General features: G+C 40.8%; 21 protein-coding genes. 10 read left to right on the top strand and 11 right to left on the bottom strand.

The features are described from left to right. Positions 1–116 precede the first annotated feature (116 nt). From KJK34_RS04290 to KJK34_RS04265, 6 genes are read right to left on the bottom strand one after another with little or no spacing between them, the layout of a single operon-like run. Entirely contained in the window at positions 117–1,157 is a 1,041-nt protein-coding gene (locus KJK34_RS04290; RefSeq protein WP_223052620.1) for an o-succinylbenzoate synthase, read from the bottom strand. A gap of 4 nt (positions 1,158–1,161) precedes the next feature. Further along, positions 1,162–1,839: a metal-dependent hydrolase gene (locus tag KJK34_RS04285; RefSeq protein ID WP_223052619.1), complete on the bottom strand. Its 678-nt coding sequence runs from the start codon at positions 1,837–1,839 to the stop codon at positions 1,162–1,164. A gap of 24 nt (positions 1,840–1,863) precedes the next feature. Beyond that, the gene (gene menA / locus KJK34_RS04280; protein WP_223052618.1) at positions 1,864–2,763 is read right to left on the bottom strand and encodes a 1,4-dihydroxy-2-naphthoate octaprenyltransferase; all 900 of its coding nucleotides are present in this window, start codon (positions 2,761–2,763) and stop codon (positions 1,864–1,866) included. Positions 2,764–2,791: 28 nt separating this feature from the next. Next, positions 2,792–4,294, bottom strand: coding sequence for a PH domain-containing protein (locus tag KJK34_RS04275; protein WP_223052617.1), 1,503 nt, complete (start codon positions 4,292–4,294; stop codon positions 2,792–2,794). Beyond that, the gene (locus KJK34_RS04270) at positions 4,284–4,814 is read right to left on the bottom strand and encodes a PH domain-containing protein (RefSeq protein WP_223052616.1); all 531 of its coding nucleotides are present in this window, start codon (positions 4,812–4,814) and stop codon (positions 4,284–4,286) included. The genes KJK34_RS04275 and KJK34_RS04270 overlap by 11 nt, the downstream gene beginning before the upstream one ends. Positions 4,815–4,833: 19 nt before the next feature. Further along, the gene (locus tag KJK34_RS04265; RefSeq protein ID WP_223052615.1) at positions 4,834–5,676 is read right to left on the bottom strand and encodes a 1,4-dihydroxy-2-naphthoyl-CoA synthase; all 843 of its coding nucleotides are present in this window, start codon (positions 5,674–5,676) and stop codon (positions 4,834–4,836) included. Between the two features lie 215 nt (positions 5,677–5,891). Between KJK34_RS04265 and KJK34_RS04260 the strand changes: the two genes are divergently transcribed. Then, on the top strand, positions 5,892–7,088 hold the full coding sequence (locus tag KJK34_RS04260; protein ID WP_223052614.1) for a serine hydrolase domain-containing protein: 1,197 nt from the start codon (positions 5,892–5,894) through the stop codon (positions 7,086–7,088). 1 nt (position 7,089) lies between these two features. Here the strand turns inward: KJK34_RS04260 and KJK34_RS04255 are convergent, their stop codons facing one another. From KJK34_RS04255 to KJK34_RS04240, 4 genes are read right to left on the bottom strand one after another with little or no spacing between them, the layout of a single operon-like run. After that, the gene (locus tag KJK34_RS04255; RefSeq protein ID WP_223052613.1) at positions 7,090–7,311 is read right to left on the bottom strand and encodes a hypothetical protein; all 222 of its coding nucleotides are present in this window, start codon (positions 7,309–7,311) and stop codon (positions 7,090–7,092) included. A 12-nt stretch (positions 7,312–7,323) separates the two neighbouring features. Beyond that, a complete protein-coding gene (locus tag KJK34_RS04250) occupies positions 7,324–8,154 on the bottom strand; it encodes a CvfB family protein (protein WP_223052612.1) in 831 nt (276 codons plus the stop codon). A 23-nt stretch (positions 8,155–8,177) separates the two neighbouring features. Further along, on the bottom strand, positions 8,178–9,836 hold the full coding sequence (gene menD / locus KJK34_RS04245; RefSeq protein ID WP_223052611.1) for a 2-succinyl-5-enolpyruvyl-6-hydroxy-3-cyclohexene-1-carboxylic-acid synthase: 1,659 nt from the start codon (positions 9,834–9,836) through the stop codon (positions 8,178–8,180). Positions 9,837–9,861: 25 nt separating this feature from the next. Further along, complete coding sequence (locus KJK34_RS04240) at positions 9,862–10,458, bottom strand: glutathione peroxidase (protein ID WP_223052610.1); 597 nt, start codon at positions 10,456–10,458, stop codon at positions 9,862–9,864. A 78-nt stretch (positions 10,459–10,536) separates the two neighbouring features. Between KJK34_RS04240 and KJK34_RS04235 the strand changes: the two genes are divergently transcribed. Beyond that, the gene (locus KJK34_RS04235; protein WP_223052609.1) at positions 10,537–10,851 is read left to right on the top strand and encodes a potassium channel family protein; all 315 of its coding nucleotides are present in this window, start codon (positions 10,537–10,539) and stop codon (positions 10,849–10,851) included. 30 nt (positions 10,852–10,881) lie between these two features. On the opposite strand, the gene KJK34_RS04230 is transcribed toward KJK34_RS04235, so the two are convergent. Continuing rightward, positions 10,882–13,986 carry a cytochrome c biogenesis protein gene (locus KJK34_RS04230; RefSeq protein ID WP_223052608.1) on the bottom strand — a complete coding sequence of 1,035 codons (3,105 nt, stop codon included), beginning with the start codon at positions 13,984–13,986 and terminating at the stop codon, positions 10,882–10,884. A gap of 242 nt (positions 13,987–14,228) precedes the next feature. On the opposite strand from KJK34_RS04230, the gene KJK34_RS04225 reads away from it, so the two are divergent. The 8 genes from KJK34_RS04225 to KJK34_RS04190 are packed head-to-tail and all read left to right on the top strand — an operon-like array spanning position 14,229 to position 22,680. Further along, entirely contained in the window at positions 14,229–14,831 is a 603-nt protein-coding gene (locus KJK34_RS04225; RefSeq protein ID WP_223052607.1) for a hypothetical protein, read from the top strand. A 1-nt stretch (position 14,832) separates the two neighbouring features. Further along, complete coding sequence (locus tag KJK34_RS04220; RefSeq protein WP_223052606.1) at positions 14,833–16,767, top strand: M1 family metallopeptidase; 1,935 nt, start codon at positions 14,833–14,835, stop codon at positions 16,765–16,767. A gap of 59 nt (positions 16,768–16,826) precedes the next feature. Further along, positions 16,827–17,591, top strand: a complete 765-nt coding sequence (locus KJK34_RS04215) for a Rossmann-like and DUF2520 domain-containing protein (protein ID WP_223052605.1) — start codon at positions 16,827–16,829, stop codon at positions 17,589–17,591. Further along, on the top strand, positions 17,575–18,102 hold the full coding sequence (locus KJK34_RS04210) for a KdsC family phosphatase (protein ID WP_223052604.1): 528 nt from the start codon (positions 17,575–17,577) through the stop codon (positions 18,100–18,102). Before KJK34_RS04215 ends, KJK34_RS04210 begins: the two co-directional genes overlap by 17 nt. Before the next feature lie 32 nt (positions 18,103–18,134). Then, a complete protein-coding gene (locus KJK34_RS04205) occupies positions 18,135–19,013 on the top strand; it encodes a UbiA prenyltransferase family protein (RefSeq protein WP_223052603.1) in 879 nt (292 codons plus the stop codon). Positions 19,014–19,025: 12 nt separating this feature from the next. Next, entirely contained in the window at positions 19,026–19,616 is a 591-nt protein-coding gene (locus tag KJK34_RS04200; RefSeq protein ID WP_223052602.1) for a Maf-like protein, read from the top strand. Positions 19,617–19,618: 2 nt separating this feature from the next. After that, positions 19,619–20,161: a mechanosensitive ion channel domain-containing protein gene (locus KJK34_RS04195; protein ID WP_223052601.1), complete on the top strand. Its 543-nt coding sequence runs from the start codon at positions 19,619–19,621 to the stop codon at positions 20,159–20,161. A gap of 20 nt (positions 20,162–20,181) precedes the next feature. Beyond that, on the top strand, positions 20,182–22,680 hold the full coding sequence (locus tag KJK34_RS04190) for a PIG-L family deacetylase (protein ID WP_223052600.1): 2,499 nt from the start codon (positions 20,182–20,184) through the stop codon (positions 22,678–22,680). The last annotated feature ends 151 nt before the right edge of the window (positions 22,681–22,831 follow it).

Below are 22,831 nucleotides of genomic sequence, written 5' to 3'. Positions count from 1 at the left end.
GGTTTGGAAAGTTGGTTGCATCCGTTAAGTCAGCCGGATGTTTTACACCATTAAATGTAGTGAATTTCAGCTTTCAGGTCAAGTAGCATTATCAGGAAAATAAACAAAAAAAAGAGCTAAAAAAGCTCCTTTATATTCCATTCGTTTTCAGGTAAATAATGCAGCTTACCCTGCTTTACGGCAAGCGGTGAATCGAAATTATTGGTATAGAGCGCGCCGGTGCCCAAACCCTGTGGCATCGGGTTAGCTTTGGTATATGTCCATTGTGCAATGGCATTAAGGCCGATATTACTTTCCAGTGCCGATGTTATCCACCAGCCAATGCCAAGTTCTTCAGCTAAACTTACCCACTCTTCAGAACCGCGAATACCACCCACAAGGCTTGGTTTTAAAATAATGTATTGGGGGTTGATTTTTTTAAGCAGCTCTTTTTTATCCTGCATATTAAAAACACCTATAAGCTCTTCATCCAAAGCAATAGGTACAGGGCTTGTTCTACAGAGATTGGCCATCTGTGTAAACTGCCCCTGTTTTATGGGTTGTTCTATACTGTGCAGATTGTATTCCGATAATCGTTGCAGTTTTTCAGGAGCTTCTTTGGGAGTAAATGCTCCGTTGGCATCAACCCTTATTTCTATCGTTTCAGGGCCAAAATACTGCCTTATAAAGCTTAATAACGCAAGTTCCCTATCAAAGTCAATTGCACCTATCTTAAGTTTTATGCAGTTAAAACCCTGAGCGAGCTTCTCCTCTATCTGTTCTTTCATAAACTGCTCCTCTCCCATCCATACAAGCCCGTTTATGCCAATAGTATCTTTTCCTTCTGTAAATAACGATGGAAATAAAATATAAGGCGATGAGCCTTTTACTGACAGAAAAGCCGTTTCCAGGCCAAATTGTATTGAGGGGAATTCGGTTAATTCTTTCAACAGCGTTTCTTCGCCTAAATGTATATTTTCACAAACCCACTTTATCTTATCTTCATAATCAGTACGGTCATCTATGCTGAGCCCTCTTAAAATGCCACATTCGCCTATGCCCAGCTTACCATCTTCTTCAAGGATAATAAACCAGGTTTCTTTTTGGGTAAGAACGCCCCGGGAAGTTCCGCTGGGGCGTTTAAAATTAAGTACATATTTTTTATAAGAAGCTTTCAAAATATTATAATTCTAAAGATGAGCCTATCTCTAAAAGCATAAGGTCTTTATTCTTATCATAGAATTTTCGTTTGGCTTCCTCATGGTTTATCTTAATATAACCAAAGGTATCGTAGTGGTAGCCAAGTATCTTGTCGCACTCTAAAAAGTCAGAAGCTATAATGGCATCCTCCACATCCATAGTAAAGTTGCTGCCTATTGGCAAAATGGCAAGATCAAGTTTTGTTCTTAATGGTATAAGCTTCATATCATAGGTAAGTGCGGTATCTCCTGCAATGTAAATGTTTTTGTGCTCTCCTTCAATCACAAAACCTCCCTGGTTACCGCCATAGGTACCATCAGGAAACGAGCTTGAATGTATGGCATTTACATACTTTACTTTACCAAAGTCAAAGTTCCAGCTTCCGCCGTGGTTCATGGGGTGAGCCTTAAAGCCTTTCTTTTCATAATAACCTGCAATCTCGGCATTAGAAACAATTACAGCACCTGTATTTTTAGCAATAGCATCCACGTCATGTATATGGTCGCCGTGCGCATGGGTAATCAGGATGTAATCTGCCTCAAGTTCATTTATATCAATGTCCTTGGCAAGTTCATTTGCAGTAATATAAGGATCAACAATAATTTTTTTGCCTCCCACTTCAATCCCGAGGCTGGCGTGTCCGTAGTATGTTATTTTCATAATATTATTTTGGGTTTTTGGTTTTTACAGTTGTAATACAATACATAATAATACCGAAAGTAAAAAGGTGCTTAATGCTACTTTTTTAAGTTCGGGGTCAAGTGCTTTGGGTACACTATTGTCAGCGACAGTTTTTATGTGCAGCAAAAATGGCACATATGCCGCCAAAAAGAGGTACTGTACCGGCTTAAAGCTACACAATATAGCAAATATAAGTGTTAATACTAATGCGGTAACAATGATAAAATAATGATAAAGTTTTGCCTTTACAGGCCCCATTTTTACTACCATCGTATTTTTACCTGACATGGCATCTGAGACCTGGTCGCGCATATTATTAAGGTTTAGTACTGCCACACTAAGGAGCCCGATGGCAATGGCAGGTAGCACAATTAAGGTGTCTATTTGTTTGGCAAACAAAAAATAGCAGCCCAACACGCTAACCAGCCCGAAAAAAATAAACACAAATACATCTCCCAGCCCCCTGTAACCATAGGCGCTGCTGCCCACTGTATATTTGATAGCCGAAGCTATTGCTGCAAGCCCTAAAAAGAAAAAGAAGAGTGAAGTTGCAAAGTCATCTTTACCAAAAGCTAAATATATAAGTGTTATTGCCGAAGCAAGTGTGAGCAAAGAGGTTATAATAATACCTTTTTTCATGGCTGCTACCGTTATGGCACCACTTTGTATGGCACGTTGCGGACCTATGCGGTGCTCATTGTCGGTGCCTTTAATGCCATCGCCATAATCATTTGCAAAGTTAGAGAGTACCTGTAGTCCCAGTGTGGTAATAAGGGCAAATGACAATATCCACCAGTTAATAAATCCCTGAGAAAAAGCATAGAAACTGCCAACAAATATACCCGAAACCGATAGTGGCAGTGTTCTTAAACGCGCGGCTTCAAGCCATGCTTTTATATTCATTGTTGTATATTATTAAATTTAATACTCATTACATCCAGTTCTTATCTGTTGTCTCTACATTATACAGCCAATAGTTAGCAAGTTCTTTCAGCCTGCTGTAATCAGCTACATTAAAAGTAAGATTGCCCCCTGCAGTATATAATTTTATAGCTCCAAGATTGGCCTTTTTTTGCCAAAAGTATTGTGTTAGACGTACTGCCTGTATTTTGTGCGGGGCAAGAAATTCATTATCCACATCCCACGCTCCGCTCTGTTTAATGATAAAATCTTTAGTACTGTAAAGCCTGCTGTTCCTGTACCCGAAATATATCATGCTGATAATAAAAGCAAGGTACAACGGCAGGAATATGATGTATTCAAATAATTCATTGTAAAACCATATTGCAAAAACAAAATATAGTGCCAACGGTATAATAATAAACCTGACAGTGTTTAATATAATTTTACGGATATTCGGTTTTAGCCCCTCTCCTTTTTCCGGCACCTGCCCCAGTAAAAACGTCAGCAGCTCATTTTTCTCAACTTCACTGCAACCGGGTATTTCAATTGCTTCCTTTTGCTGTTCTTTTGCATCATCGTTATTAGATGCCTGGCTTATCCTGACATCCTGTATGTCCATTTTTTTCTGGAAATAATTGCGCCCTACAGCCACTATCTGCACTTTTTCTGGCCTTATTATCGTGTTCTTTGTGTTGAGCAATCCGTATGACAACAGAAGCGATTTGTTTTGCAGCGTAATGGTATAGCCAAAATACTTTAAAATTGTCCTCGAAAGATTTACCAAAAGCGTAAGCACTATAATGGCAATTGCAATAAATGCGGCAAACTTAAAAAGTACTTCTCCGTTTACATATTCATCAAGCGGGTCGTTTTCATAACCTTCGCCTTCAAAATAATCTTCTATGTTTTGGTAAACCGTAATTACAAATGCAAACAACAGCGCAAAGCTGCGGGCATAGTTAGAGGTTATACCTGTTTTAAGCAGGCTTGCAAAGCTTATGCTGATAAACGGATAGGCTTTATTTGTATTTCGGCTAGCTGCAACCTCATCATTTTCACTATTTTTTTTCTCAGAATCTAAAAGGCGTTCCTTTAGCGAGAGTGCCAAATCATGCGTTATGGCTTTAATAGTTACTTCCTTTTTGCTGCTCCCTGCCGTATCTACCTCAAGCGAGTGGACTCCTATAAATTTTTGTATTAAAGACTGGTTGATGTTTACCTGCTGTATCTTATCGAGCGGTATGGCAATGCGGCTTTTGTTTAAAATCCCTTTTCGGATAACAAACTCCTCATTTTCTTCATCAAGAAAAAAAGTAAAATTGTAAAATTTTAAATAAGCAATTACAGCCGTTAAAATAAGGGCAGCCCCTATAACAGTTACTACATACAGGCGGTTCATCTGGTTAATGCGAAATGCCCATACCAGCAAAAACGGCCATAATGACCTTAAGGTACTTTGCAGGGTGTCGCCAAACATTACAACAACACCAACAAGCGATTGCCGCTGCGGGCTGCTGAAATCACTCTTCATGCTGCTCTTGTATATTTAAGACTTTGCCCATTAAAAGCTGCTTAATACTCTCTGCATGCTCTTTATCAAGTCCCGGTATCTTAACATCGCTGCTGTCTCCGCCGGCAGTAAATATTTCTACCCTTGCCAGGCCAAGCCTGCGTGACAGCCACCCTTCATGCAACGCAACGTGCTGAACGCGGTTGTATGGCACAATAACAGTGCTTATGGCTATGGCACCGCTCCTGTATATCACATCATGTGTGCGGAATACATACCCCTTGTTCTTAAAGCTGATGCGCGATATAAATAAAGTAAATACTAATGCTATTACAAATAATAGTAAGGCAATGTACCAATACCTTGTAATATCTTCAATAAAATAGAACGCACAGCCTCCCGCAATGCCGATAATAAGGTAGCGCACTGCAATATTAAACAGCATTACCTTGTAATAAGCAGGCTTAAGCGGATTGAGCTTTACCTCCTCAAAACGGGGTAAGGATGAAGTATCTATAGGTTCATTTATAAAGTTATCCATATAGTGCTGTTACAAATGGTTATGGTATCCATTTGATATCCCTGAAGTTAGGCTTCCTTTTTTCAAGAAAAGCATCACGCCCTTCCTTAGCCTCTTCTGTCATGTAGGTAAGCCTTGTGGCTTCGCCGGCAAAAACCTGTTGCCCAACCATACCATCATCGGTAAGGTTAAAGGCAAACTTAAGCATCTTTATTGCCGTTGGCGATTTACCTAATATTTCCTGTGCCCATTCATAAGCAGTACTTTCAAGTTCGGCGTGTGGTATTACAGCGTTAACCATACCCATTTCATAAGCTTCCTGTGCCGAATAGTTCCTTCCTAAAAAGAATATTTCGCGGGCGCGCTTCTGCCCTACCATCTTGGCAAGGTATGCAGAGCCGTAGCCACCGTCAAAGCTGGTTACATCGGCATCAGTCTGCTTAAAAATAGCATGTTCTTTACTGGCAAGGGTAAGGTCGCAAACCACGTGAAGGCTGTGCCCCCCACCTACAGCCCAGCCCGGAACAACTGCAATAACTACCTTCGGCATGAAACGTATAAGGCGCTGCACCTCAAGTATGTTGAGCCTGTGCATACCGTCATCGCCCACATACCCCTGATGCCCGCGGGCTTTCTGGTCGCCGCCACTGCAAAACGAATAAACACCGTCTTTAGAAGAAGGCCCTTCAGCAGATAGTAGCACTACACCTATAGAGGTATCTTCGCGTGCATCTAAAAATGCTTCAAAAAGTTCACTTGTGGTTTTCGGCCTGAAGGCATTGCGCACATCCGGCCTGTTAAAGGCTATACGGGCAACGCCATCGCACTTTTTATAGGTAATATCTTCAAATTCCTTTACGGTTTTCCAGTTTATTTCGCTCATCAGTGTGTATTATTTTACTGTAAAAATACGCCATTTTTCGCATTTGCCCAATCAAAATAAATGCAGTGGGGCTGCTATGGTAATAAAACGCTTTTAGTCAAAAACTTAAGCGCTTTAAGTTACAAAATGCGGGAGTATTTAAATGTTAACGCTTATTTTTTTATACAAAAAATATTTTCGGATGTTTATATTTGCTTTTTATGCATATTTGAAAGATGAAGTTTCCGAAACTCCCTATATATATATTCCTACTTTTATTCATTGCTTCCTGTAAGCATGACAAAAATCTGCTTGCAGAGCATAAACCTGAAGTAAAAGTAAAAGATACCGCGCTGGTCATACACCCGCTTGATATTAAGCTGAACAAGCTGACGCCCGGCTATAAAAGCCTGAAAGCCCTGCACATTGATGATTTTTACAAAAAGAATTGGACTAAAAACGACCTTAGCGGTGGTTTTTTAGTGGCAAAGAACGGACAGGTTATTTATGAAAAATACGGAGGGCTTGCCAACAGGGCAAATAAAGAAAAGGTAACAGCGCATACCCCGCTGCATATTGCCTCTGTAAGCAAAGTATTAACGGCTGCGGTTGTACTTAAACTTGTTGACTTCGGCAAGCTGGAACTCGACCAGAAGGTTAATACTGTACTGCCTGAATTTCCGTATGAAGATATTACGATAAAAATGCTGCTTAACCATCGAAGCGGCTTGCCAAATTATGCCTATTTTTGCGATGACAGGGCTATCTGGGACCGCAGTATGCTCACCAATCAGGATATACTCGATTTACTGGTTCAGCACAAACTGGGGCTGTATTTTAAACCGGATAAAAAGTTCGGCTACTGCAATACCAACTATGCCATGCTGGCGATTGTAATAGAAAAGCTTACGCACATGAGCTATGCCGATGCCATGCAAAAAATACTGTTTGAACCGCTTGGCATGAAAGACACCTATGTGTTTGACTATAAAAAGCATAAAGACACCGCCAGCCTTTCTTACAAAGGCAATAATGTATTATACGGTTTTGATTTTCTTGATAACGTATATGGCGACAAAAACATATACTCTACTCCTCGTGACCTGCTTAAGTTTGACCTTGCCACCTACTCTGATACTTTTTTGAATCCTGACCTGGTAAAACAGGTATTTAAAGGCTACAGCTATGAAAGCAAAGGCATAAAAAACTACGGACTCGGCATACGGCTTAATGAATGGAAAACCGGGGAAAAAATGTTTTACCACAACGGGTGGTGGCACGGCAATACATCATCTTATGTAACGCTGAAGAAGGATACGGTAGCACTTATTGCGCTTAGCAACAAATTTTCATACAAGCCTTACCGCATTTATAAACTGGCTACGGAGTTTGGTAATTACCCTATTAAAGGCGATAAGGAGGAATCAGAATAATTTATTCATTTTCTTTTTTACTATCTGCTTTTAGCATTTTGATAATATCGGAAGCAACATAAATAAAAACCAATAGTGCTAAAAAAGTAAATAGGGGTAATTTCTTTTCACTGGGAGGTATTACATCAAATGTTTCTTCCAGGAAATAAGCTACAAAAAAACATATACTGGAAAATATACCACGGAAAAACTTGTTTTTATACAGCGCCCTGAACTTTTCCATCCTGCTTAAATGTTAATCTATCAAATAAATACCATCTTCCATAATATCAATAAGCCTTTGCTTATATAAGCTACCGATTGCTTTTTTAAAAGCTTTTTTGCTCATTTGCAGTACGGTCTTAATATCTTCCGGGTGGCTGTCATCGTTAAGCCTTAAAAAGCCACGGCTGGCATTAAGCTCGGCAAGTATTCTTTCGGCATTAGGTTCAATCCCTTCTACACCTGATTTTTGCATTCTTACATCTATCTTATTATCAGGCCTTATGGTTTTAATAAAGCCCTTCATTTTTTCGCCGGGCCTCAGGTCATGATATACTTCATCTTTATAAACCAGCCCTTTGTGCCTGCCGTTTATAATTACATTAATACCCATATCGGTAATGTGGGAAATGGTAAGATTTACCTCTTCGCCTTCTGTTACAGTCAGTTCTTCGTTATCAAGAAAACGACCTATCTTGCTGCTTCCGGCAAGCCTGCCGCTTTGCTCATCATAATACATATGTACCATGTAGCGCTTGCCCTGCTCCATTGGTTTTGCCTGTTCCCTGAAAGGGACGAACAAATCTTTTTCTAAACCCATGTCTAAAAACGCACCAAATTTATTGGTATAGCTAACCCTTAAAAAAGCAAAGTCATTGAGTATAATATAAGGCTCCAGGGTGGTTGCCACAGGCCTTTCTTCCTGGTCTAGATATACAAAAACAGTAAGTATATCGCCTATCTTATAATTTTTCGGCACATATTTTTTAGGCAGTAGTATATCGGTACTGCCATCTGTTAAAAATAACCCAACCGAAGTTTCCCTTGCTATGGTAAGGGCATTGTATTTTCCTGTTTCTATCATTTTGCAAAGGTAGCAAAGAAACGCTACACCAACTCTTTAAAATAGGCTTTCAGTATTTTATCGTTATCTTTTGTAGAAGTAAATACCTCCAGCAACTGTGGCTGTGCAGATTCCTGAAAGAAATCCTGCATAGCCGATGCAAGTTCCTCTTCGCCTTTTGCAGAAGCATAACCAAAACCATACATCCTGGCAAGGTGCTCTGCCGTAAGGGTGTGCTCGGTTTCAAAATAGGTATTGAAGACAGCATTTTCTGAATGGCCAGGCAATATCCTGAAGATACCCCCGCCCCCATTGTTTATGAGTATTATCCTGAAGTTCTTAGGTATATAGTTATTCCACAAAGCATTGCTGTCATAAAAAAAGCTGATATCGCCTGTTATCAGCGTGGTAGGGATTCCGCTTGCCACAGCCGCGCCAACGGCTGTAGAAGTACTGCCATCTATACCACTGGTGCCACGGTTACAAAATACCGCAACCGAAGGCTTAATACTGAATAGTTGTGCATAGCGTATGGCGGCACTGTTGCTTATCTGGAGATGCGAATTTTCGGGCAGTTGTGGAATGATTATTTGGAATGCCTTGAAATCTGAAAAAGGTATTTTTGCAAGGTATTCATCATGTTTTTTTTGCCTTAAAGCCCTAATCTGCTGGAATGTATTGCTATAATCACTCTGAACAGGGTGTGTGTTTTGAAGCAGTTCCGATAAAAATACCGCAGGTTCAGCTTCTATGTGCTGTGTTAAAGCGCCATAGGTGTCATAAGCCCTTAGCGGGTCGGCATGCCAATGCTCTGCAGGTGCATAATTGCGCAGCCATGCCTTAATCCTTTTAGATACTACCATCCCTCCGAAAGTAAGCAGTATTTCAGGCTTCAGCTCATCAAAATCGCTTTCGGTAAACGGGGTAATTATAGTATCGATATTATCAATAAAACTTTCGTGGTGAAGGTTGCTTGTAGTTTCGGTCATAACCACTACAGAAGGGTCTGCCGCCAGCTTTTCAATTACAGAAGCAGGCAGTGTGTCAGGGTCATCTACACCAACTAAAACCAGCTTTTTTTGTGCCGCGTTCCATTTTACAGCAAATGGGGTTATATCAGCAGTTAAGGCATCTTCAATAACCGGAATTTCCTGCACTACCGGGCTAACTGTTGCTGCTTCTACCGTTTCATACAGCGGCTCTTCAAAAGGCGCATTAATATGTACCGGGCCTTTTTGGGTTATCGCTTTAATCAGCGCTTCATTTATCTTTTTATCATTTTCTTCGCCAGCTTCCTCTGTAAGGTTTGCACTATACAGTATATGGTTGGCATACACATTTTCCTGCCTTATGGTTTGCCCGTCGCCAATATCTATTTTATCATGCGGCCTGTCGGCAGAAATTACTATAAGCGGTATCTGGCTGTAAAAAGCCTCTGCAACAGCCGGATAATAATTCAGCAGAGCTGAACCTGAAGTGCATACCAATGCCACGGGTTCCTTTAGCTGTTGCGCCATACCCAGTGCAAAAAACCCTGCACAGCGCTCGTCGGCAATGCTGTAACACTTAAAACTTGGGTTATTTGCAAAACCAATAGTAAGCGGTGCATTGCGTGAGCCGGGCGATATTACAATATGCTTAACCCCCTGTACAAGGCATATTTGTATAATGCTTTGCGCCAGGGGTATTTTAGGATAAATCATTTCAGGTACATAATGGTAAAGACAATTAAGCCTTTACCCAGTTTACAATTTCAGGATCGGTTGGCAGGGTGCGTGGGCTAACCACTTTTTCAAGCTCGCCGTTTTTGTTTATAAGGTACTTCTGGAAGTTCCATTCCACTTCGCTGTCCTGAAGCCCGTTCTGGCTTTTCTGGGTAAGGAATTTATATATCGGTGCCATATCATTACCCTTTACCGATATCTTATCCATCATAGGGAAGGTTACACCATAGTTCTGCTCGCAAAAAGCAGCAATTTCCTCATTGGTTCCCGGCTCCTGCCCTGCAAAGTTATTGGCAGGGAAACCTACAATAACAAGCCCTTTGTCTTTATACTCTTTATAAAGCGCTTCAAGATCTTTGTATTGTGGAGTAAGTCCGCATTTAGAAGCTGTGTTAACTATAATAACCTTTTTGCCTTTAAGCGATGCAAAATCAAATTCTTTGCCGTACAGGTCTTTTACCTTAAACTGGTATATAGTTGCTTTTGCCATTGGTTGTGATGTTTCAGATGATGCTAATGTTTGCTGCGTAGTGTCTTTAGCCGTGTCCTTGCAGCCTGCTAAAAGTATTATGCTGCAAGCGAGTAATAGTATGTTTTTCATCTTTTTATTTTTGGATAAATTTACGTATAATTTCAATAAAACCGATATATTTAACCATTGTTAACCTACAGCCCGGCCATGTATTTTTTCAGGACTATTTTTACATTTTTAAAAAATCCCGAATACAGGGAACTGCTCTATACTACTGCGGTTATACTGGCTATAGGCACTGTTGCCTATCATTTTATAGAAGGATGGGGTATTATAGATTCGCTCTACTTCTCGGTTGTTACACTTACCACAATAGGTTTTGGCGACCTTTCCCCGAAAACAGATGCAGGCAAACTGTTTACCATTGCTTATATCATTATGGGCATAGGCGTAATACTTCATTTTATAAACACCCTGCAAAACCATTATAAAGAATCGCAGCAGGATAAGCGCAAAAAATAAGGCTGCCAAATCTGACAGCCTTAGCTTTATTTATTTCCTTAGATATTTCCTGTACTTAAAGAAAGAAAATATTCCTAATATAATTACTCCGAGTGCCATCCAGAAAAAATACATTGGCGTTCGTACCTCTCCGCTTGCATAACTGTGCAACCCTGTAAGGTAGAAATTTACGCCAAAGTAGGTCATTAATATTGAGGCAAACGCCAGAACGCTGAAGAAATTGAATATCCACGAGCCGCGCAGTGCAGGTACAAAACGCATGTGTATAACAAAGGCATATACCATAATACTTACCAGCGCCCAGGTTTCTTTAGGATCCCAGCCCCAGTAGCGGCCCCAGCTTTCGTTAGCCCACTGCCCACCGAGGAAGTTACCTATCGTAAGCATAACAAGCCCTACGGTAAGCGCCATTTCATTGATATAGGTAATCTCTTTTATGTTTAAATCTACTTTAGCCTTGTTCTTGTCGTTAACAGAAAGCATGAGCAACATTGATACAAGACCGAGTATCATACCGAGTGTAAATGGCCCGTAGCTTGCCACTATTACTGCCACGTGTATCATTAGCCAGTAAGAGTTAAGTACCGGTACCAAGTTGCCAATTTCAGGGTCTGTCCAGTTCCAGTGGGCAACCATAAGCACGATAGAGGTTACAAAGGCAGCCGCAGCAACCGTGAGCTTAGACCTGTTGCCAAAGGCAAGGCCAAAAAACATAGTAGCCCATCCCACATAAATAACCGACTCATAAGCGTTACTCCACGGGGCATGGCCTGATATGTACCAACGTACAATTAAACCTGCGGTATGTAAGGCAAAAAGTAACCCTACAATTATGTGGAATGATTTAATGCCGATTTTTACCCACTTACTGTTATTAAAAATATTTACAATAACAAAGAATAACATCAGCAGCCCGGCATACATATACCACGAAAACAGTTTTTTAAAGATATCATATTTGTTATACAATATCTCTGCCTCTACTTTGTCGTCTTCCGGCATTACCTCAGCACCATATTTATGCTGGTATTTTTTCAGCCCTTCCAAAAGGCTTTCTGATAACTTGTAATCATTTGTTACGGTAGCATTGGCAAGTGAGGTCAAATAATACGGCAACACGTTTTTAACCGTATCAAGTGCAGTGCCTGTAGGCTCACTGATTTCAAGGTATGAAACCCATTTATTATTTTTATCTCCGGGTACAGGGAAAACTTTTAATATCTGGCCGCTAAGGGCTGAATATAAAAGGTTGATGCGCTTATCAATTTCCATAAAATCTTTTTGGAACTTGTTAGGAACAGGTTCTCTATACGCTTCATCCAGCAAAGAAGAAAGTTTATAATTACCTTTTGCATCAAAAAAGTCGGCAAGAGCGGCATATTTGGCATCTTTTTTTATACCTGCAACACTGCGCAGGCTGTCATTACCGCGACTAAGGTAGATAACAGGCATATTGTACCAAGCCTGATCAAGCATAGCCATAGAGAGCAGCACCTGGTCGGCATTCATGCCCTTGTAAGTATCGCTTTTACTTACTTTTCTTAATAACTCTGATGAAAAGGTGTTTACCGGCTTCATCCTTCCGCCTGCATCCTGAATAATGACACGCCCAAATTTGGCGGCATGCTCTTCGCTTACCTTATATTTCTGGATAAGTGAGTCAAGCTGTTGCTGTGAGAACTCCTCATGTATATGATCCTGAGCAGAAACACCCAAAGTGAAAAACAATAAGAGTACAGACAGATAGGCTGCTTTTTTCTCTTTTACTTTTTCGAGTTTACGCTTCAGGTCGCCAAAACGCGTGTTTTTGTCAAACAGTATTGCCATGAGCCCGATGTAAAGTAAAAAATAACCTATATAGGATATCCAAGTACCCCAAAAATCATGGTTTACAGAAAGGATTGTCCCTTTTTCGTCCTGATCGTATGACGCCTGAAAGAAGCGGTACCCTCTGTAGTCAAGCACATGGTTCATGTAAATACGGGCATCAAAATTATTATTTTGTTCAGTATCCAGTACAGTAACCTTGCTTTCAAACGATTCGTAGCTCGATTCAGTTCCCGGATATTTAGTGGCGATAAAGTCGTTCAGCTTTACGGCAAACGGAAGCTCGTGCACTTTACTGCCAAAAAGCAGCGTAAACTCAAGGTCGCCTATTTTAAATGCCTGTGGTATGCCCATTTTTTTGCTGCCACCTAAAAGGGTAACTTCTTTTTCCTGCCCCTGCGTGCGTACTACTACCGTAAGCGCTGCGTTTTCTTTCGATTTAAAATCATTATCCGATTCATAGGTTATAGCACCTTTAACAGCAGGCTCAGGGAATACAAACTGCGCGCCACCCACATTATACAGCGAACGCAACATTAAAGGCTGCACAGAGTCTTTTGCCACCATACCCTGAAACTGGTCGGCCATGCGCATAAAGCTGCCTTCAAAAGGGGTGCTTATAGTGTAGTTCTCGCCATCGGTTGTTATATTGATAGCGCCGGGAGTAGGTTTATTTAAAGCATAAAGCAGGTTGTGTATGTTCTGCACTTCGCCTTCCTTAATGTAATGCTCGTGCCTGCCGCCGTCTCCAGCTTCCACCATTTTAATATAAAATACACCATTAGGGTCTTCCTTTATAACTTCCTTGGCACCCGTCATGTACTCTTTATACTCTATTTCAAAAGGAATGCTGTTAAACTCATCCGAAACAGAAAAATCATTACTGGCAAGTAAAGGTATCTCTTTAGAGGTCATTATAAGCGGCTCTTCATAAGTACGGCGGCGCATTTCGCCCTCATACTCCCCATCCACAAAAACGGTAAGGTAAGCCTTGTCGCTGTAAAACTGGCTTTCGGCAGCACCTTCCCTAATGGGCATCATGCCCTCAAAGCTTATATAGCGTGTTATGGCTGCCCCGAATATGATAAGTATAAAAGAAAGGTGTAACAGCAGTGTAGCCCACTTCTCGCGTTTATGAAGCTGGTAGCGTTTTATATTGCCAATAAAATTGAGCATGAAAAGCAACATTATCAGCTCGAACCACTTAGCGTTGTATATAATTTTACGTGCAGTATCGGTATTATAGGCATCTTCTATAAATGTACCGATGGCCATTGCAGCGGCAAAAATTATAAAAAGGAAAGCCATTAAACGTGTGGAGGAAAAAAATGAAATTATCTTAGGCATGAGTAAAAAATCGATGATTATAAATTCCTGCAAAATTACTCAAAACTTCACTTTTTAAGGCTATTTTAAGAATTAAAAATTGATAAAAATGCAGTACTGCAAGGTTATGTTTAACAAAGCTTAAAAAAAGTAATGCTTTTAACCATTGTATTTTTTGTTCTGTTTAATTGTAGTGTATATTTGGGTTTCAATTTGCTATGTAAATGAGGTTTTCACTTAAAATGTTTGTCCTGTTCTTATATGTGCCTTTTGCGCAGGCACAAACGGTTGCCGAAACCAAAGACGGTCGGAATGTTATATTAAATAATAACGGTACATGGATTTATGCCGACAGCCTGTGCAATTATTTTACCCACACTAAAACCTATGCCGACGGCAAAAGCGTTACCTATGCCAATAATTCGATAAAAATTAATGGTGAACAGGGTAAGTCCGGGCTTGAGGTTACGTTGCTTAAAACATCACAGTCGGTTGTACTTAATATTGCTATTGTATCTCCTGAAATATGGTGTACTGATGAGAACACCAAGGCCATAATCGTTTTTACCGATGGTAAGAAAATTGAACTCACAAACATGGGCGGAAAAAACTGCAAAGGGCTTTTTTCTTGTTTTTTAAGCCCGGTTATGGGTAACAAAAAAGAACTTGAAAGACTAATTGAGAAAAGCATTAAAACCATTGCTATATCATATGCGATTAACAACAGTGAAACCACTGAAACCAATACTGTAGAAACCCTTTTAACCAAAGGCGAGGCTTTCCGTATTAAAACCATTATGGAGTGCCTCTCTCAACAAAAACCATAATATGAAACTGAAAACTATTAAATTATTATTTGCTTTTGCCTTTATAGGGCACACGGCTTTTGCGCAGGAAGCAGAGCCCAACAACCAGCCTAAATTTGATGATGTAATGTACCGCCGCGGCAATGTATACCGTTCGGCATCGGGTGTGCCCGGCCCGCAGTACTGGCAAAACAGCGCCGACTATGTAATTGAGGCCGAACTGGATGATAAGGCCAATATACTGAAGGGCAAACTAACCATGACCTACCAGAACAACAGCCCTGAAGACCTGAACTTTATATGGATGTATGTAGAGCAGAACCGCTTTAAAAGCGATTCGCGCGGTACACTTACTACACCCATGCAATATAGCCGCTATGCAGGCGATACCGATGGCGGTATGGCTATTACGGGCTTAAGCGCTAAAACCACAGGTAATCCTTCTGCTAAATACCTCATTTCAGATACGCGTATGCAGGTATTTTTTAATGAGCCGCTAAAGGCAAAAGGCGGTAAGGCTACCATATCTATGAATTTTGAATTTAAAATACCCGAAGAAGGTATGGACAGGATGGGCCAGCTCGAAACTAAAGACGGCATTATCTACTCTATGGCACAATGGTATCCGCGTGTTGCAGTGTTTGACGATGTTACCGGCTGGAATACTGAACCTTATCTTGGCGCAGGCGAATTTTATCTTGAATATGGAAATTTTGATTATAAGATAACCGTGCCTTACGATCATATAGTTGTTGGTTCGGGTGAGTTGGTAAATGCAAAAGAAGTATTATCTAAAGAACTGCTCAACCGTTGGGAAAAGGCAGCTGGCAGCTACAAAGCTACTTACTTAATTTCCCCTGAAGAAGTAGGCAATACCAAACTGACAAGGCCGGTGCAAAATGGCAAGGTAACCTGGCATTTTAAAATGAACAACAGCCGCGATATTGCCTTTGCAACCTCTAAAGCTTTTGTTTGGGATGCTGCAAAAATTAACCTGCCCAGTGGTAAAAAGGCAGTTGCGCAGTCGGTTTACCCGGTATCAGTTGCGAGCAAGTCGGCATGGGGACGCTCTACAGAATACACCAAAGCCTCTATAGAACATTACTCTCAAAAATGGTTTGAGTATCCTTACCCAAGCGCGGTAAATGTGGCATCTAATGTAGGCGGTATGGAATATCCGGGTGTGTCTTTTTGCAGCGTGAGAAGTTTTGGTGCCGATCTTTGGGACGTTACCGACCATGAATTCGGGCACAACTGGTTCCCGATGATAGTGGGCTCTAACGAACGCCGCTATGCCTGGATGGATGAAGGATTTAATACCTTTATCAATTATTACAGCACCGTAAACTTTAATAACGGAGAATATACATCTGACGTGGCTAAAAGCCTTAACCGCGTGCAGTGGTTTAAATGGAAAAACCGTGAAGGTATTGACACCTACCCCGATGTTGCAAAAAGCATGAACCTTGCCTTTACAGCTTATTATAAGCCTGCAACAGGCATGATACTGCTAAGGGAATACATCCTGGGGCATGAGCGTTTTGACAATGCTTTTAAAGCTTATATAAAGGCGTGGGCATACAAGCACCCGCAGCCCACAGATTTCTTTAACTGTATGGAAAATGTGGCAGGAGAAAACCTTAACTGGTTCTGGAGAGGCTGGTTTAAAGGTACAGGCAACATCAACCTTGGTATTACCAACGTTGCCGACAACGCAGGCTACACTACCATTACTTTTGCTGATAAAGGAGATGTACCGATGCCGGTGCGCTTTAAAGTTGTTTTTGAAGACAATACATCAGAAACAATTATGCTGCCCGTAGAGATATGGCACAGGCAAAATGAGTGGGATTATATTTTAAGCTCACCTAAAAAAGTAAAATCTATTGACATAGACCCTGAAAGATTTTTGCCGGATATTGACATGAAAGATAATTCCTGGATAAGGGAAAACTAAATAACAAATGAAACCCGGCACTGTTTTTTAAGCCGGGTTTATTTTTTAATTTAGCCACCATGATAAAAGTAGCGGTTATAGGCTCGGGCAATGTGGCACAACACCTGATAAAAGTGTTTGATGCCTCCTCCGATATTTTGCTTGTGCAGGCATTTGCAAGGCAAAAAGAAAGCCTTTTTCATTTACTCCCTGAAAGTAAAATAACCGACAGTTATACTGGTTTACAGGAAGCTGATGTATATATTATATCCGTTTCAGACGACGCTATTGCACAGGTGGCCTCTCTCCTGCCCTTTGCGGGGAGGCTTGTAGTGCATACATCAGGCAGTGTGGCTATGCAGGAGCTTAACCCTGCCAACAGGCGCGGGGTGTTTTACCCGTTACAGACATTTTCTAAAAACAAGGAAGTCAATTTTAAAGAAGTGCCTCTTTGCCTGGAAAGTGAAGACCCAAACGATTTTGAGCTGCTGCAAAAGCTGGCAGCATCTGTTTCAGATAATGTTTATGCCATAAATTCAGGGCAGCGGCAATCGTTGCATGTGGCGGCAGTGTTTGTCAGTAATTTTGTAAACCATATGTACACCATTGGCAGTACTATATGCAATGAGCATAATGTGCCTTTTGATATACTGAAGCCCCTAATTAAAGAAACCGCCGAAAAGGTGCAGCAACTGCCACCTGTACAGGCACAAACAGGCCCTGCAAAAAGGGGCGATAACACAACCATGCAAAAGCATCTAAACTTTTTACAGGCTAATAACCTTAAAGAAATTTATAAACTGTTATCTCAATCGATACAACATTATAATGAGCAAAAGCTATAAAGAACTGATGAATAACATTACCACATTTATATTTGATGTGGATGGCGTTCTTACCGACGGCAGCATACACGTTACCCCTACCGGGGAAATGCTTCGCAATATGAACATACGCGACGGTTATGCCATGAAGGCTGCCGTAGAGAACGGATATACCGTATGCATAATATCAGGCGGGAAAAACGAGGGGGTGCGCATAAGGTTACGTAACCTCGGTATTACCGATATATATCTGGGCGTACCTAATAAGGTGGAAACCTTTAATGAATTTACCGATATTTATAATATAAAACACGAAGAGGTGTTATATATGGGTGATGATATACCCGATTACTGGGTAATGCAAATGGTTGGCCTGCCAACCTGCCCGCAGGATGCAGCCCCCGAAATTAAAGAAATAAGCAAATATGTGTCGCATAGAACCGGGGGAACCGGCTGTGTGCGCGACGTGATAGAACAGGTAATGAAAGTGCAGGGCAAATGGATGGAACATTTTAATGCCCGATACGACTAAACAAGATAATTTAACAACCTTACTTAACTCTGATGAAATTTTTAAAACAGATTGGTATCAATTACCTGCTTCTTATAGCCTTCTTACAGCTGACACTGCGTTATGGCCTGCTTGAGCAAAATGCTCCTATACTTGCACTTAACGACTGGCAGTATGCGCTTCTGGTTCTGGCAACAGTGTTGGTTGCCGCAGGTGGCTTTTTTGCAAATAATGCCCTTAGCGAAGAGCCGCGAATGAATGAAGGGAAGTTATATAACATTTACGGCGGGTTAACCCTTGCCGGATTTGGTATTGCTTATTATCTCGGTAATGTTGTTGATAAACCATTGTTGGTAGCAGTATTTATTATAGGGGCAGCCTTGATGTATTTATATGCTTCGAGTCTTAAACAGGTAATAGTGGTAAGCAATATCATGGTAGCCATAACAGCGGTAATACCTGTGTTTATTGTTGCGCTTTATAACATGTACCCAATACTGGTTCCTCAAACAAAAGAGACGTTTGCAACCATGCTGAGCCTGATGTTGGATTACAGCCTGTTTTTCTTTATGCTCGTTTTTATTATAACACTGCTTTATAATTTAAGGGACACCGATAAAGATTATAACGCCGGAAACAGCACGCTGCCGATAGCATTAGGTAAAGAGAGGGCTACCCGCATTACCTTCTTTTTAGTATTGGTACCAATGGCTATGCTTTTTTATTATGCCGATAAGTACCTGCTAAACCTTACCATTACATTGATTTACGGATTACTGTTAATAGCAGGCCCTTTAATTTATTGCATGATAAAACTGTGGGGTGCCAAATCAGTGAAAGAATACCATCATCTTATTCAGGTGGTGAAGATTGTAATTTTCTTTACCATAATTTCTATAATAGTAATTACCTATAATATAGGTATAGCATAAAGGATGTATAATATGCTACAGGAAAAATTATCGCCATATAAAGTAGTGCTTGCCTCGGGTTCACCCCGCAGGCAGCAATTTTTGCGTGAACTTAATATTGAATTTGAAATTAGGCTCAAGGAAGTTGAAGAGGTTTACCCTGATCATCTTAAAGGCGAAGAAATAACAGATTACCTTGCCGAACTAAAAGCGGCGGCACTACAGGAAACGCTTTCAGAAAACGAAATACTGATTACAAGTGATACGATTGTATGGCATAATGACAAAGCGTTGGGAAAGCCCAAAGACTATGATGATGCTTTTGCAATGCTGCAGTCGCTTTCGGGCAATACTCATAAAGTAATAACATCTGTGAGCATTAAAAGTTTTGAAAAGTCGGTTACATTTAATGAAACTACTGAAGTTACTTTTAACCGCCTTACTGACGAAGAAATAAAATACTATTTAGATAACTATAAGCCGTTTGACAAGGCAGGCGCTTATGGCATACAGGAATGGATAGGGCTTGTAGCCATTACAGTTATTAAAGGATCTTATGCTAATGTGGTGGGCATGCCGGTAGATAAGGTTTACCAGCACCTGCTTACCTTTACTGAAAGATAATTATGCAAAACAATGACTTCTTTTATTATACCCATTTCGACAGGTTTATAATTACGCTGGTTACGCTTGCTGTATTTTTACTGCTGCGTTTCATTATCAATAAGATAACAAAAAAATATGCCGAAAAGGCACATTTAAGCGAGCACCGCGCGCACCTGGTAAGCAAGTACATTGATATTTTCATGTTTATCCTGCTTACGGTAATTATGTTTGCCATTTGGGGCGTAAATACAAAAGACCTGTTTGTGGTTATGTCATCTGTTTTTGCGGTTATAGGTGTTGCGCTTTTTGCACAATGGTCTATACTCAGTAACATTACTTCGGGGATAATACTGTTTTTTTCATTCCCGTTCCGTATAGGCGATTTTATCAAGATTCACGATAAAGATTTCCCGATAGAAGCACAGATTGAAGATATAAAAGCATTCCATACGCTGCTGCGTACAAAAGAAGGAGAACTTATTACCTACCCTAATAACCTTTTGCTGCAAAAGGGAATTACCGTTGTGACAGAAGAAAACGAACAAAAAGAATTTTACGATTAAAGCCGAAAAGCTGGATTATCATGCGTTTAAAATATTCATTACTGTTTTTATTTATTGCAATATATGGCTTTGCACAGCCCAACCTGCCCGATAAGCCAACATCGGCGGAGATATATGCCAAATTAGAAAAACTGAACTTTTTAGGTTCGGCACTTTATATAGCGGCACATCCTGATGATGAGAACACAAGACTAATTTCCTTTCTTGCCAACAATGTAAAAGCGCGTACAGGCTACCTTTCATTAACACGTGGCGATGGCGGCCAAAACCTAATCGGTTTAGAGCTTCGCGAGCTGCTTGGTGTAATCCGCACACAGGAACTTATAGAAGCACGTAAGGTTGATGGCGGCGAGCAGTTCTTCAGCAGGGCAAATGATTTCGGCTACTCAAAAGTACCGGATGAAACATTGCAGATATGGAATAAAGAGCAGGTGTTGCAGGACATGGTTTGGGTAATCCGTAAGTTCAGGCCTGATGTTATTATCAACAGGTTCGACCATCGCTCACCGGGTTCAACACATGGGCATCATACCTCATCGGCCATGCTTACTCAGGAAGCCTATATACTGGCAAACAACCCAAATTATGAACCGGGACAGCTTAAATTCACAAAAGTATGGCAGCCCAAAAGGGTGCTATTCAATACCTCATGGTGGTTCTTTGGCGGCAGGGAAAACTTTGAAAAAGCTGATAAGTCAAAATACATAAACCTCTCTACAGGAATATATTACCCGCTTTTAGGTAAATCAAATCAGGAAATAGCAGCATTAAGCCGCAGCAAGCATAAATCTCAGGGATTTGGCACAACAGGAGCCCGCGGTGAGGATATGGAATACCTTGAACTTATAAAAGGCACTGAGCCTAAAAACAAGCAAAACCTTTTTGAAGGTATTGACACTTCTTGGAACCGTGTTAATGGTGGAAAACCCATAGGCGAAGCAGTGGCAACAATCATCAAAAACTATGACTTTAAAAATCCTGCCGCATCTGTACCTGCTTTGGTTAAGGTTTACGGCATGGTTAACCAACTGGATGATGAATACTGGAAGAACGTTAAACTGAAGGAACTTAAAGACATTATAGCTGCCTGTTCAGGTTTATATCTTGAAGCATACGCCGAGGCACAGTCGGCTACTACCGGCGACAGCATAAAACTGCACTGGGAAGCCATTAACAGGAGCAGCAACAATATCTTGCTAAAGAATATTAAGCTGCAACCCGAAAACACCGACTTAATAACAAATGAAATTAAGCTTGCTAACAACATGAACCAGGAAGCTACTACAGATGTACAGATACCTGAAAATGCCACTTACACCTCTCCATACTGGCTTGCAGAAAAAGGCACAGCAGGTATGTATCAGGTAAATGACCTGCAGAAAATTGGGCAACCGGATATATTGCGTGAACTTACAGCTACTTTTACAGTAGAAATTGATGGTACAGCCATACCTTTTGAAAGGCAGATAGTACATAAATTCAATGATCCGGTTAAAGGTGAGGTGTACCAACCTTTTGATGTTGTGCCGGCTGTAACAACGCAAATACTGAACAAAGTCCAGTTGTTTAAAGACAACCGCAGGCAAACTGCCATGGTTAAAATAAAAGCAGGTAAAGATAACTGCAAAGGTGTCCTTAATTTCATATTGCCTGATGGCTGGCAGGTTTCACCCGCTTTTATACCTTTTGAGCTGCAAACCAAAGGCAGCGAAACAGTAGTATCTTTTGAGGTTACTCCCCCATCCTACCCTACAGAAGCAACGGCTAAAAGCATAGCTGTAATTGATAATAAAGAGTATAACTGCGAACAGATTATTATAGATTATCCACATATAGCGACACAGCAGGTGTTACTGCCATCGGTAGCAAGGTTTACCAAAGCCGACCTTAAAATAAAAGGGGAAAGAATCGCCTATATTATGGGAGCAGGCGATAATGTACCGGAAAGCCTTAAGCAAATGGGTTATGAAGTAGCATTACTTACGCCTGAAGCAATTTCTGAAGAAAGCCTGAAAGGGTTTGATGCCGTAGTTTTAGGCATAAGGGCATATAACGTAGTGGAAAGCCTTGCGTTAAAGCAGGATTCGCTATTCAATTTTGTGAAGAATGGCGGAAATATGGTTGTACAATATAACACAACCGGTCACCTCGCTATCAGGGATTTTGCACCCTATCACCTGCGTATATCGCGCGACAGGGTAACCGAGGAAGATGCAGAAGTTACCTTTCTTGACGCAACCCATCCGGTTTTAAATTATCCTAATAAAATAACGGCTAATGATTTTAAAGGCTGGGTACAGGAACAGGGACTTTATTATCCTGATGAGTGGGCAAAAGAGTTTACCCCTGTGCTATCGGCGCATGACATGGGTGAAACACCTAAAAAAGGTGCGCTGCTTATAGCGAAGTACGGTAAAGGTTATTATATTTATACCGGACTGAGTTTTTTCCGTGAGTTGCCCGAAGGTGTATCGGGTGCTTACAGGCTCATGGCAAACATAATAGCACTGGGCAAATAATGTAACAAACACGGGCTGCAACAGTCTTATAGCAATAAAACAAACACATTTTGTATGAAAGAAAATCCTGCTTCATGGAAAAAAAGCTATACGCTTGTACTGCTGCTTAATGTGGTTTATATAATAGTATTTTACTTTTTAATGCAAATTT

The sequence above is a fragment of the Flavobacterium coralii genome (genome assembly GCF_019891545.1).
In the GTDB taxonomy this organism is placed as follows: Bacteria; Bacteroidota; Bacteroidia; order Flavobacteriales; family Flavobacteriaceae; genus Flavobacterium; species Flavobacterium coralii.
The sequence above is the reverse complement of the archived record's forward strand: the minus strand, read 5'-3'. Positions and strand labels throughout refer to the sequence as shown.

Excerpts from the sequence above, each read along its gene's own strand:
- KJK34_RS04285 (WP_223052619.1), bottom strand. The coding sequence starts at position 1,839 with ATGAAAATAACATACTACGGACACGCCAGCCTCGGGATTGAAGTGGGA.
- menA (WP_223052618.1), bottom strand. The coding sequence starts at position 2,763 with ATGAATATAAAAGCATGGCTTGAAGCCGCGCGTTTAAGAACACTGCCA.
- KJK34_RS04275 (WP_223052617.1), bottom strand. The coding sequence starts at position 4,294 with ATGAAGAGTGATTTCAGCAGCCCGCAGCGGCAATCGCTTGTTGGTGTT.
- KJK34_RS04270 (WP_223052616.1), bottom strand. The coding sequence starts at position 4,814 with ATGGATAACTTTATAAATGAACCTATAGATACTTCATCCTTACCCCGT.
- KJK34_RS04265 (WP_223052615.1), bottom strand. The coding sequence starts at position 5,676 with ATGAGCGAAATAAACTGGAAAACCGTAAAGGAATTTGAAGATATTACC.
- KJK34_RS04260 (WP_223052614.1), top strand. The coding sequence starts at position 5,892 with ATGAAGTTTCCGAAACTCCCTATATATATATTCCTACTTTTATTCATT.
- KJK34_RS04255 (WP_223052613.1), bottom strand. The coding sequence starts at position 7,311 with ATGGAAAAGTTCAGGGCGCTGTATAAAAACAAGTTTTTCCGTGGTATA.
- KJK34_RS04250 (WP_223052612.1), bottom strand. The coding sequence starts at position 8,154 with ATGATAGAAACAGGAAAATACAATGCCCTTACCATAGCAAGGGAAACT.
- menD (WP_223052611.1), bottom strand. The coding sequence starts at position 9,836 with ATGATTTATCCTAAAATACCCCTGGCGCAAAGCATTATACAAATATGC.
- KJK34_RS04240 (WP_223052610.1), bottom strand. The coding sequence starts at position 10,458 with ATGAAAAACATACTATTACTCGCTTGCAGCATAATACTTTTAGCAGGC.
- KJK34_RS04235 (WP_223052609.1), top strand. The coding sequence starts at position 10,537 with ATGTATTTTTTCAGGACTATTTTTACATTTTTAAAAAATCCCGAATAC.
- KJK34_RS04230 (WP_223052608.1), bottom strand. The coding sequence starts at position 13,986 with ATGGCTTTCCTTTTTATAATTTTTGCCGCTGCAATGGCCATCGGTACA.
- KJK34_RS04225 (WP_223052607.1), top strand. The coding sequence starts at position 14,229 with ATGAGGTTTTCACTTAAAATGTTTGTCCTGTTCTTATATGTGCCTTTT.
- KJK34_RS04220 (WP_223052606.1), top strand. The coding sequence starts at position 14,833 with ATGAAACTGAAAACTATTAAATTATTATTTGCTTTTGCCTTTATAGGG.
- KJK34_RS04215 (WP_223052605.1), top strand. The coding sequence starts at position 16,827 with ATGATAAAAGTAGCGGTTATAGGCTCGGGCAATGTGGCACAACACCTG.
- KJK34_RS04210 (WP_223052604.1), top strand. The coding sequence starts at position 17,575 with ATGAGCAAAAGCTATAAAGAACTGATGAATAACATTACCACATTTATA.
- KJK34_RS04205 (WP_223052603.1), top strand. The coding sequence starts at position 18,135 with ATGAAATTTTTAAAACAGATTGGTATCAATTACCTGCTTCTTATAGCC.
- KJK34_RS04200 (WP_223052602.1), top strand. The coding sequence starts at position 19,026 with ATGCTACAGGAAAAATTATCGCCATATAAAGTAGTGCTTGCCTCGGGT.
- KJK34_RS04195 (WP_223052601.1), top strand. The coding sequence starts at position 19,619 with ATGCAAAACAATGACTTCTTTTATTATACCCATTTCGACAGGTTTATA.
- KJK34_RS04190 (WP_223052600.1), top strand. The coding sequence starts at position 20,182 with ATGCGTTTAAAATATTCATTACTGTTTTTATTTATTGCAATATATGGC.